At 35.4% G+C, this 11,631-nt stretch carries 9 protein-coding genes; 5 read left to right on the top strand and 4 right to left on the bottom strand.

Annotation, left to right across the window (positions count from 1 at the left end):
* From ACW2QF_RS03215 to ACW2QF_RS03200, 4 genes are all read left to right on the top strand, one after another.
* Positions 1-1,047, top strand: a 1,047-nt coding sequence (locus ACW2QF_RS03215) for a methyl-accepting chemotaxis protein (protein ID WP_455714555.1), incomplete at its 5' end; no start/stop codon positions are given.
* Between the two features lie 282 nt (positions 1,048-1,329).
* Positions 1,330-3,264 carry a DNA gyrase/topoisomerase IV subunit B gene (locus tag ACW2QF_RS03210; protein WP_455714554.1) on the top strand — a complete coding sequence of 645 codons (1,935 nt, stop codon included), beginning with the start codon at positions 1,330-1,332 and terminating at the stop codon, positions 3,262-3,264.
* Positions 3,265-3,613: 349 nt separating this feature from the next.
* Positions 3,614-5,866 (top strand): DNA gyrase/topoisomerase IV subunit A, encoded by a 2,253-nt coding sequence (locus tag ACW2QF_RS03205; protein ID WP_455714553.1) that lies wholly within the window; start codon positions 3,614-3,616, stop codon positions 5,864-5,866.
* Positions 5,867-5,950: 84 nt separating this feature from the next.
* Entirely contained in the window at positions 5,951-6,997 is a 1,047-nt protein-coding gene (locus ACW2QF_RS03200) for a patatin-like phospholipase family protein (protein WP_455714552.1), read from the top strand.
* A 66-nt stretch (positions 6,998-7,063) separates the two neighbouring features.
* On the opposite strand, the gene nadC is transcribed toward ACW2QF_RS03200, so the two are convergent.
* From nadC to nadA, 3 genes are read right to left on the bottom strand one after another with little or no spacing between them, the layout of a single operon-like run.
* A complete protein-coding gene (nadC, locus tag ACW2QF_RS03195) occupies positions 7,064-7,921 on the bottom strand; it encodes a carboxylating nicotinate-nucleotide diphosphorylase (RefSeq protein WP_455714551.1) in 858 nt (285 codons plus the stop codon).
* Complete coding sequence (locus ACW2QF_RS03190; RefSeq protein WP_455714550.1) at positions 7,893-9,254, bottom strand: L-aspartate oxidase; 1,362 nt, start codon at positions 9,252-9,254, stop codon at positions 7,893-7,895. The genes nadC and ACW2QF_RS03190 overlap by 29 nt, the downstream gene beginning before the upstream one ends.
* 11 nt (positions 9,255-9,265) lie before the next feature.
* A complete protein-coding gene (nadA, locus tag ACW2QF_RS03185; protein WP_455714549.1) occupies positions 9,266-10,171 on the bottom strand; it encodes a quinolinate synthase NadA in 906 nt (301 codons plus the stop codon).
* Positions 10,172-10,407: 236 nt separating this feature from the next.
* Here nadA and ACW2QF_RS03180 point away from each other — a divergent pair, with 236 nt between their 5' ends.
* A complete protein-coding gene (locus tag ACW2QF_RS03180; RefSeq protein ID WP_455714548.1) occupies positions 10,408-10,584 on the top strand; it encodes a hypothetical protein in 177 nt (58 codons plus the stop codon).
* A gap of 58 nt (positions 10,585-10,642) precedes the next feature.
* On the opposite strand, the gene ACW2QF_RS03175 is transcribed toward ACW2QF_RS03180, so the two are convergent.
* Positions 10,643-11,485 (bottom strand): zinc ribbon domain-containing protein, encoded by an 843-nt coding sequence (locus tag ACW2QF_RS03175; protein WP_455714547.1) that lies wholly within the window; start codon positions 11,483-11,485, stop codon positions 10,643-10,645.
* Positions 11,486-11,631: the final 146 nt, after the last annotated feature.

Genomic DNA, 11,631 nt, shown 5'->3' with positions numbered 1-11,631 from the left:
TCTCGTGCTATTGTTTCTCCTATTACAGAAGTGAAAGAGGCTATGAACGAACTCGCTAAAGGTAATCTACAAGTTTCTGTTAAACCATCTTCTATTATTGAATTAAATGAATTATCAAACGCCACAGATAAGACAATCGATACATTAAAATCTTACATACATAACATTACTACCACATTAGGGCAACTTGAAAGTCGTGATATGACTGTAACGGTAGATATTGACTATATCGGTGATTTTGCTCCAATTAAGAATTCTTTAACAGAGATTACACTCTATCTTAACCAATTAATCTTAAATATTAAAGATTCCACAATTCAAGTTGCTACTGGCGCAGAACAGATTTCTAATAGTTCCCGTTCTATTGCAGAAGGCGCCCAAGAGCAGAATAATTCCATCTCCACCCTTGTTGAACAAGTCAACGATATAACAACAGTCGTACAAAACAACGCTACTAAAGCAAAAGATGTTAGCAAAATATCAACCGACTCCTTAGCAATTGTTGAAAAAGGCAATACTTATATGCACACATTATTAAGCGCTATGAACCAAATAACAAATCAATCAAATCAAATTTCTAAAATCATAGCAGTAATTGATGATATTGCAAGCCAAACAAACCTTCTATCCTTGAACGCTACCATTGAAGCCGCTCGTGCCGGAGAACAAGGAAAAGGATTTGCTGTAGTTGCTGATCAAATTGGAAGACTTGCAAATGATTGTTCTAAAGCTGCTGGTAATACAACAAGCCTTATTCACGAATCATTAGATGCTATTCACCATGGTTTTGCTTTAGCAGATGATACAGCCAAGTTATTACTTGATATTGTTTCTAGCTCAACTAAAACTTCTACATTGGTAGATGAAATAACAGCCGCATGTGAAACACAGGCTTTTCAACTGAATAATGTGCTAGCAGCTATTCAAGAGATTTCTGTAATTGTGGAATCCAATTCTGCATTCTCTGAGGAAAGCTCTGCGGCTAGTCAAGAATTTTTAACCCAATCAGAAACACTTAGAGAATTATTAGAAGGATTTGCATTATAAAACCTTAAGTAAATAATTAAATATGGAATTAATATTAGAGAGTTGTGAATACTACAATGTACTTATTCACAACTCTTTTCTTCGATAGTTTGTAGCGAAATTTCATAATTTATGGTATAATCGTTACGACTTGATACCGCTAGGATAATTTAGTTGCAAATACGCAACAATCTTTTAGGGTATCTTATTTTATCTAGGCAAAAATAATTTTATTATAAATAACTTGGTGTGAGGCTATTTATCTAGGCCATCAACCTACTTCGAAAGGAGCACATAATCTACATGGAACAATATAACGGAAGCCAGATTGTTATTCTCGAAGGCCTTGAGGCGGTGAGAAAAAGACCTGGTATGTACATCGGAAGCACTGGTACAAGGGGCTTACATCACTTAATTTGGGAAATACTTGATAACGGAATTGATGAACATCTTGCAGGATTCTGCTCACAAATTGACATTACACTTCGAAAAGATGGTGGTATTACAATTCGTGACTACGGGCGTGGTGTACCTGTAGATATTCATCCAACAAAGAAAATTCCAACTGTGCGTGTTGTATATACTATTCTTCACGCCGGCGGTAAGTTTGGTTCATCAGCCTATAAAGTATCTGGAGGTCTTCATGGTGTTGGTGCATCTGTTGTTAACGCTTTATCAAGCCGTATGATTGTAGAAGTTCGTAGCGGTGGTCAAATTTACCGTGATGAATATGAAAATGGCGGTCATCCTGTTACTGAACTAGTTGGCGGTAACATACCTGTCATAGGTAAATGTGCGAAATCAGATACTGGTACAAGTGTAACCTTCTATCCAGATGCCTCCATATTCGAAACAGTTGAATTCAAAGTAGAGACAATCAAAAAGAAATTAAAAGAAATCGCTTTCTTAAATAAAAATCTAAAGATTGTATTTTCCAATGAGTATGATGGTACAGAAAAAATTTACCACGAAGAATACGGAATTCAAAGCTTTGTAAAATATCTGAATCGTGAAGCAACTCTTATTCATGATGACGTTATCTATGCAGAAGGTACAAGCGGTGACATTGAGGTGGAATTAGCCTTCCAATATACGAATAGCTATTCAGAGCAAATCAATGCATACTGTAACAGAATTAACGTAGTTGACGGTGGTACCCTTGTAACAGGTTTTAAAACTGCCTTAACACGTATTATGAACCAATATGCAAGAGAACTTAATATCCTAAAGGATAAAGATGACAACTTTGATGGAAAAGATATTCGTAACGGACTTGTTGCAATCATCTCCATCAAACATCCAGATCCACAATTTGAAGGACAAACAAAAACAAAATTAGGTAACACCGATGCTAAGAGTGCGGTTGAAGAAGTATTTACATTAGAAGTACAGCGTTATTTAGATAAAAACGTAGAAGTACTTCGTTCCATACTTGAAAACTCTTTAAAATCTTACCAAGCAAGACGCGCGGGTGATAAAGCAAGAAATGCTGTATTAAAACAATTGTTAGATGTGGACACTAGAAGTAAATTAGCTTCTTGTTCTTCAAAGAAACCAGAAGAATGTGAAGTATATATCGTCGAAGGTGATTCTGCAGGTGGTACCGTTAAAACTGCAAGAAACCGTCGTACACAAGCGGTTCTTCCACTTCGAGGCAAAATCCTTAATGTTGAAAAAGCTGCCCTAGAGAAGATTTTAGTTAACAATGAAATCAAATCCATGATTGCTTCCTTTGGATGCGGAATTGGTGATGATTTTGATATTAGCAAATTACGTTATGATAAAATCATTATCTTAACCGATGCCGACGTAGATGGTGCTCATATTAGTACCTTATTACTTACATTCTTCTACCGATTCATGCCAGAATTAATTCTTGAAGGAAAAGTATATCGAGGACTACCACCACTATATAAAGTTGAATATGAAAATACTGCTGCTAAAACAAAGAAGAAAAAACAGTCTGAGTATATATTTAATGATTTTGAATTAGAGAAATTCCGAAAACGACCAGGAATCAAGATACTTAATTTACAACGTTACAAAGGTCTTGGGGAAATGGATGCCGATCAGTTATGGGAAACAACACTAAATCCCGAAACTCGTATCCTAGCCCGCGTAGAAATCTCAGATACCGTTGAAGCCGATGAGATAACAACTACTCTTATGAGTACGAATGTACCTCCTCGCCGTGCTTTTATAATGGAAGAAGCGAAATATGCTAAGGTTGATATTTAATTAAACTAGTCTGATACATCTACAATTACGAAACTCTTAGTAACGTAGATAGATGCTTAAGATCACACATACAATTAGTAAGAAACGATAGCGCAATAGCTGTAGAATTTCTTGGTGGGTGTTTGAATGAATAGGAAGGTGAGGCATGGACGCCGAGCCAGCCTTCACCACGACAGGATGTCGTGTTGAAGGCGTTTCCGTGAGTCTTGTTAAACCTTACGCACACACCTAGAAATTCTTAGCTATGCAGCGTGTTTCGTCAAATAGTATGGGTGATTTTAAGCATCATCACAATCTAAAAAGAGTTTCGCAGTTCGCTAATGATATCTAATATAGAAAGGAATTCATAATGTCAAATAAATCGGATAATATTATACAATTAGATTTTGCTGAGGAGATGAAAAACTCCTATCGTGATTATGCAATGAGCGTAATTATCTCTCGTGCACTACCAGATGTACGTGATGGTCTAAAGCCAGTACAACGACGTATCTTATTCGCTATGAATGAATTAGGATTGTCTCCTGATAAACCACATCGTAAAAGTGCCCGTATCGTCGGTGATACCATGGGTAAATACCACCCTCACGGGGACACTTCCATCTACGACGCACTTGTTCATATGTCAGAGGATTATTCCCTCTCAATGCCATTAGTTGATGGACATGGAAACTTTGGTTCCATCGATGGTGATGGAGCTGCTGCTATGCGTTATACAGAGGCTAGACTATCAAATGGTGCAATGACATTGTTAAGCAATCTAGATAAAGGTCTCGTTCCATTCGTACCAAACTTCGATAATAGTGAGAAGGAGCCAATCGTTCTTCCAGCTATGCTACCTAACTTATTAATTAATGGAACAACTGGTATCGCAGTTGGTATGGCTACTAACATTCCACCTCACAATACGGGTGAAGTTATCGATGGTGTAATTGCATATATTGATAATCCTAATATCACAACTGAGAAACTAATGAAATACATACCTGCACCAGATTTTCCGACAGGTGGTACAATCATTAACCAAAGTGAAATGGAAAAGATCTATGCAACGGGTGAAGGTAAAATTAAATTACGTGCCAAAACAGAGATTGAAGCAGGGGATAATGGTCGTAAGAATATAGTAATTACCGAAATTCCTTATACGGTTGCAGGAAATAAAACTAAATTGGTAGAAACATTAGCTACATTAATGAAGGACAAAGTCTTTGATGAAATCTACGATGTACGTGATGAGTCTTCAAAAGAAGGTATTCGTATTGTTATTGAAGTAAAGAAAGATCGCGATACTCAAAACCTACTAAATGGCTTATATAAGAAATCTCAACTTGAGGATACTTATGGGGTAAATCTATTAGCTGTTAAAGAACAACAACCAATTATCTTCAATCTTCCTACTTTAATTGGAGAATTCGTATCTTTCCAAGAAGAGTTATACACAAAAGAGTACCAACATCTTCTAGAAAAGTCACAAAACCGATTAGAAATTGTGGAAGGATTAATCAAAGCTACTGACGTTATTGACTTAATTATTGAAATTTTACGTGGAAGTAGTTCAATCAAACAAGCAAAAGGTTGTTTGATTACGGGTGATACAACCGATATTAAATTCAAAACAAAAGCAAGTGAAAAGGAAGCCAAGACATTATCTTTCACAGAACGTCAAGCAGATGCAATCCTTGCTATGCCTCTTAGTAAATTAATCGGTTTAGAGATTCTTAAACTACATGAAGAAAATGATTCTCTTCTTGCTAATATTGAGGAATATCAAAGAGTCTTATCTGATAAGAATGCACTCTTTGCTGTAATCAAATCCAGACTTAAAACCTATAAAAAGACTTTTTACACACCTCGTCGCACAATGCTTGAAAATGCGGAAAATACAGGATATGTGGAAGAATTCAAAGAAGAAGATATCTATATATTAATTGATAAGTTTGGTTACACCAAGTCATTAGATTCAACAAGTTATACCCGTGCTTCAGAAGAAACCTTGAAAGAATATGCTCATATTATTCAGATGAAGAATACGGATAAGCTTTGCTTGTTCACAGCACAAGGTAATATGTATCAAATCAAGGCGGGTGCCATACCAAAAGGTAAGACAAAGGATAAAGGTGCTCTTGTTCAAACCTTATGTAAGGTAGATAAGGAAGATATCCTATTATATATTTCTTTTGAAAAATTATTTGAATCTCAATTGTTGTTTACAACTAAAAACGGCTTCATCAAGCAAGTCTCCGGAGCTGAATTTGAAACGAATCGTGCTGCTATTTCTTCAACGAAATTAGACGCTGATGATAAATTAATATCTATAGTCGTGTTAACTGCCCATGATATCTTATCAAATTCCATGAAAGTAATCTTAGTAACTGAAAAGGGTGCTTCTCTAGGATTTTTATTAGAAGAGGTATCCGAACTTAAGAAGACAAGCCGCGGTGTCAAAGCGATTGCCCTAGATAGCAATGACTTCATAGCCTTTGCTACTGCACAAGATTCTAATTTAGAATCCTTCACTTATAATAATAAAACGCTAAGTGCCAAGAAAGTCCGTATGCGTAAGCGTGGACAAAAAGGCCAAAAAGCGAATCTAGAATTATAATATTTGTATTAAATAGTAAATAATTACCATCGTACTCATATGGATACCTTTTTATCATATAATATATCAGAGGGAGGTATCTATATGAGTACAACTATTTTATCTATCGATGGCGGAGGAATTAAAGGTATTGTTTCCGCACTAGTTTTAATCGAATTAGAAGATATAATCAAGAAATACTCTGGCACAGACACTGTTTATTTGGTGGATTACTTTGACCTAATTGCTGGTACAAGTACAGGCTCTATCCTAGCAGCATTATTGTTATGTCCAAATGACTGTAATCGTCCCAAATATACAGCTTCTGATGCATTAAACCTATATCTAACCAAAGGTAAATCCATGTTTCAAACAAACCCTCTACATAAAATACGTACCCTTGGCGGTCTAATGGGACCTAAGTATAAGAACAAAGCGCTGACAGCGGAACTAAATTCGTATTTCGGTAACGTAAAAACAGCTGATCTACTAAAACCCTGCCTATTAACCGCTTATAATATGACCACAAGAGATTCCCTTTTCTTTAACTCCCTATCTAGTTTAAAATCTGAAGATCGTAACTATAATCTTGCAGATGCAGTACTTGCCTCTACCGCTGCCCCAACCTTCTTTCCACCAAGCTGCACCAAAACATATAACTCCTGTGAAGATAGTTTAATTGATGGTGGAGTATTTGCTAACAATCCTGCTTTATGTGCTCTTATTGAATCCTTGAAGCTTGATGAGACTAAAGATATAAGAGAAACCATGGTTCTTTCAGTCGGAAATGTAAGAACTTCAAAATCTTATGAATATAATAAAGTACGTCATTGGGGTGCTATTAATTGGGCATTTCCAATCTTAGATATCTTAATGGATGCAAGCGAGCAAACAGTAGACTACCAATTGAATAAGCTATACTCCATTCTAGGAATTTCTAGCCATTACTTACGAGTGGCAGCGAATGTGAGAGAAAATGTACCTCCTATGGATGATACTTCCGAAGAAGCAATTAATCGACTCCTAGAAATCGGTAAGGAATTAGTTCTGAAAAAGCATAGAGACTTAGAACGATATGCAAGAATTTTAGTTGATAATAAGAAAAATAATAATAAAGTGAATTCGGTGAAGATAGATATTCAAGTTATCTAAACAAAAGGGTAATCTTGTTGCAATGATACAAACAAGTTTACCCTTTTCTTACATTATTACTAGCTCTTAATCTACTGGCCTTAAATTTTTAAGAGATAAATCTATAATTGGTGCTGAATGGGTTAGCGCCCCTGACGATACAAAGTCTACTCCTATTTCAGCAATTTCTTTGATACGTTTCTTTGTAACATTGCCAGAGCACTCCGTCTGCGCTTTATTACCAATCATCTCAACCGCTTTTTTCATGGTTTCATTATCCATATTATCAAGCATGATAATATCTGCACCTGCTTCAATTGCTTCAGCAACCATGTCTAGATTTTCAACCTCTACTTCAATTTTACGAACAAAAGGTGCATATTCTTTGGCCATAGCTACTGCTTTTGTAACACTACCTGCAGCTCCTATATGATTATCCTTTAATAAAACACCATCTGATAAATTATATCTATGATTAGATCCTCCCCCTACACGAACTGCATATTTCTCAAAAGGACGCATATTAGGTGTTGTCTTTCTTGTATCCAAAAGTGTAGTTTTATATCCTACTAATTCATCTGCAAATTCCTTAGTATATGTAGCAATACCGCTCATTCTTTGAAGATAATTAAGAGCTGTTCTTTCACCAGATAACAAAGCACGTATATCACCTGTTACTGTCCCAATTAAGTCACCTTTCTTCATAGTATCTCCATCCTGATACGTTGTTTCGAAGATTACCTTACTATCAAGTAATTCAAACACTCTAGTGAATACTGAAAGGCCGCAAATTATTCCATCTTCCTTGCAGATTAACTGAGCACTCCCTTCTCTATATGATTTCATAACAGAATTTGTTGTAACATCTTCACTTGTTATGTCTTCTTTCAAAGCATTCATAAGATACTCGTCAATATTAATATGCATTGTTACACCATCTAACATAGAATGTTTCATCCTCTCGTTTAATTTCTTTCCAAATTAGTTGTCTAAATAATTCGTAACGTTTATGATCATCTAATACTTGAGACTCTAATGTCTCTTGGACTTCATCCGCATCATACTCTGCACTTATTTGTAACTGTTTATCTATCACTCTTTTATTCTCTTCTACTATCTTAACAGCGGCTCTTTTTGCAAACACTAAACTTTCTAATAACGAGTTACTGGCCAAACGATTTGCACCATGGACACCGTTACAAGCAGTTTCACCAACTGCATATAGATTCTTTAATGTGGTGGCACCATTTATATCAACCTTAACCCCTCCCATTAGATAATGTTGTGCTGGTGCAACTGGGATAGGTTCCTTGGTTAAGTCATACCCTTCCTCCAAACATTTCTGATAGATATTAGGGAATCTCTTTATAATCATATCAGCTGGTAAATGAGAGAGTTTAAGATAAATATGATCCGTTCCCTCTTTCTCCATCTCTTCCTTAATTGCAGCGGATACTACATCTCGAGGCAACAATTCATTTACAAAACGCTCCCCTTTACTGTTAAGTAGAAGTGCACCTTCCCCTCGTAAGGATTCTGATATCAAGAATTTGCGTCCCTTTTTATTCGTATATAATGCAGTAGGGTGAATCTGTATATAGTGTATATCTTGTAATTCAACATTGTGTCGCAAAGCTATCGCAAAGCTGTCTCCTGTAATATGTGTGAAGTTTGTGGAGTTTTTGAATAAACCTCCGATACCTCCTGTCGCCAATATAACGGCATCGGCATAGACATTCCTTATCTCACCTGTGGATTTCTCAATTACGATTCCTTCACATGCAGATGAAGTATCACCATTTGAAATCAGATCTATCATTGTGGTATATTCCATAACTTCAATATTACTTCGGCTTTTAACTTGCATAATCAACTTACTAGTGATTTCCTTACCAGTCATATCATCGTGACGAAGTATTCGGTAAGTAGAATGTGCTCCTTCTCTCGTATATGCAAAACTACCATCTTCATTACAATCAAATTCTACACCATACCCTATTAATTCATTGATAATTGATCTTGAAGATTTAATCATTACTTGTACAGATTCTTTATTATTCTCATAATGCCCTGCACGCATAGTATCTTCAAAATAGGATTCATAATCTTCCTCATCTTTTAATACTGATATTCCACCTTGCGCTAGGTATGAATCACTATTCTCCATAGCATCTTTGGTTATCATTAAAATCTGCATATCTTTTGGCAAGGAAAGCGCCGTATATAAGCCTGCAGCACCTGTTCCAACAACGATTACTTGATATTTACTTTGCATCATATATTGCCTCCTTACGATAACGCAAGCATCCTGTCTAGTGGAAGTTTAGCTTTATCAGCTATATCAGAATCAAGCTCAATAACTGGTGACATTTCACTAAGGCAACGAACTACTTTATCTAATGTGATTAATTTCATATTAGGGCAAAATTGCCTATGTCCAACGGAATAGAATCGTTTATCTGGGTTTTTCTTATTCAATTCATAGAATACTCCCATCTCTGTACAAATCAGAAATTCTTTGTCCTGACTATTTGTAGCATAATCGATAATTCCTGACGTACTACCGATATAATCTGCTAATTCAAGTACTTCTAATTTACATTCTGGATGCACAAGAACTTTTGCATCTGGTCTTGCTTCTTTCGCCTTCTTCACATTCTCAGCTGTAATACTTGTATGTACATGACAGAATCCATCATTAAAGATGAAATTTTTCTCTGGTAATTTACTAGCTATGTATCTTCCAAGATGTTCATCCGGAATGAAGAATATGTTTTTATTTGGCAAAGACGAAACCACCTTCATTGCATTGGCTGATGTAACACATACATCTGCATGTTGCTTTAACTGTGCTGTGGAATTAATATAACAAACTACTGCTACATCTTCATATTCTTCTCGCACCCTCTTAATCCGGTCTATATCAACCATATGTGCCATTGGACAATCTGCATTTTTATCAGGAATGACAACGGTCTTATTAGGATTTAAAAGCTTAGCACTTTCTCCCATGAATTGCACGCCACATAAGCAAATGGTTTGTTCTTTCACTGTAGTTGCAACCTTACTAAGATAGTAAGAATCTCCAACATAATCTGCAACAGCTTGGACCTCATCGCTTACATAATAATGTGCTAATATTACTGCATCTCTTTCTTTTTTTAATAGTCTCAACTGTTCTACTAGCTCTTCCATATGTACTCCTATCGTAAACGTTATAATTCTTTAACACGTATTGTTACACATTATCTTCATTTTGTCAAGTTAGCTGTCTTGTCAGCTATAAATAATATTAATAACTCAAACTGCGGACTTGCAGATTACCAGGAGTAGGTAATTATTATTACAATGCATATTTTTACTTTAGACGTGAAAACTAATGGTGTAAAAGATAATAATGAGACTCTATAATACAGAAAGGATATTTCACGGTGGATCAAAAAAAGACTACTACTACTAATAAAACGACAAATTCTACTTCAGGAAATAAAACTGGTAATAATCAAGTAGATTCTAGAATGAAAGATTTCATACCTTCATCAATTAATCCAGATAATAATGCTTTCTTTGAAGAAAGAAGTAATCATCTATGTAGTAAAGGCGACTAAAAAAAGTGGCTGTTGCAAAAAAACGACTTTTCGTAACTTTTGCAACAGCCTTTTCCTTCTATTCAATTACTTTAGTTCCACAGTTTGGACAGAATACATCCTCTTTCTCAACGACATTTTTACAGTTCGGACAATACTTCACATTCTGAATTTTTGGTAGTTCTTGTTGTCTGTTAGTATCTTGTGTAGGTTGTACTGGAGTAGACTGAACTGTGTTTTGTGCTGGTTGTACAGGCGCTTGTTGTACTGGTGCTTGTTGTACTGGTGCTTGTTGCACTGGTGTCTGTTGTACTGGTGCTTGCTGCACTGGTCTTGGTTGCACTGGTGCTTGTTGTACTGGTGCACCTTGTTGCATCCCCACAGGCTGACCATTCATTGGTGGTTGTCCATATTGTTGCTGAACGTTAGGTTGTTGTCCATAAGATTGTTGTGGTGGCATATTATATCTGGTTTGTCCACCATTTATATTGTTATCTTCATTTTGTCCTTTTAATTTACTATTGATTTCTTTTGTATTCTTATAAAAAGATACAAACATTAGTGTGAACTCGTAACAAACACGAATTACTATATTAAGTACGATTAAATTTAATAACCCATCAACGAAAGATTCTTTCATATGTACAATGGATAGAATTGATATGAATAATGCTATAAACATATAAAAAATCTTAAGTGTACCTTCTGCGATAAGTTTACCAAAATTCAATACTTCATATAACCAACCTGCGAATCCAGTAAATCGGCCTTTATTACGTTTTGATAAAAACGCAAAATAAACAGTAATAGAAACTACTAACGCTACTAGAACAGCTATTGCTAATGTATCTTCACTAACATTAGAATACAATTCATAAGCCCCACCATAATAGTACGAATAATTCTTTAAAAAGCTTAACATAAAATCCTCCTTCTCTTAACCATTATAACATTCCATAAATTTACTTAATAAAAGTATATTCGGCATATTTATAATTGTCAAGAATTTTGATAGTAATTTCCTATTTGTAGATTCTGATTTAAGAAATGATTTAAAAAATATAGATA

The organism is Anaerosporobacter sp., assembly GCF_965301125.1.
The sequence above is the reverse complement of the archived record's forward strand: the minus strand, read 5'-3'. Positions and strand labels throughout refer to the sequence as shown.

Excerpts from the sequence above, each read along its gene's own strand:
- ACW2QF_RS03210 (WP_455714554.1), top strand. The coding sequence starts at position 1,330 with ATGGAACAATATAACGGAAGCCAGATTGTTATTCTCGAAGGCCTTGAG.
- ACW2QF_RS03205 (WP_455714553.1), top strand. The coding sequence starts at position 3,614 with ATGTCAAATAAATCGGATAATATTATACAATTAGATTTTGCTGAGGAG.
- ACW2QF_RS03200 (WP_455714552.1), top strand. The coding sequence starts at position 5,951 with ATGAGTACAACTATTTTATCTATCGATGGCGGAGGAATTAAAGGTATT.
- nadC (WP_455714551.1), bottom strand. The coding sequence starts at position 7,921 with ATGTTAGATGGTGTAACAATGCATATTAATATTGACGAGTATCTTATG.
- ACW2QF_RS03190 (WP_455714550.1), bottom strand. The coding sequence starts at position 9,254 with ATGATGCAAAGTAAATATCAAGTAATCGTTGTTGGAACAGGTGCTGCA.
- nadA (WP_455714549.1), bottom strand. The coding sequence starts at position 10,171 with ATGGAAGAGCTAGTAGAACAGTTGAGACTATTAAAAAAAGAAAGAGAT.
- ACW2QF_RS03175 (WP_455714547.1), bottom strand. The coding sequence starts at position 11,485 with ATGTTAAGCTTTTTAAAGAATTATTCGTACTATTATGGTGGGGCTTAT.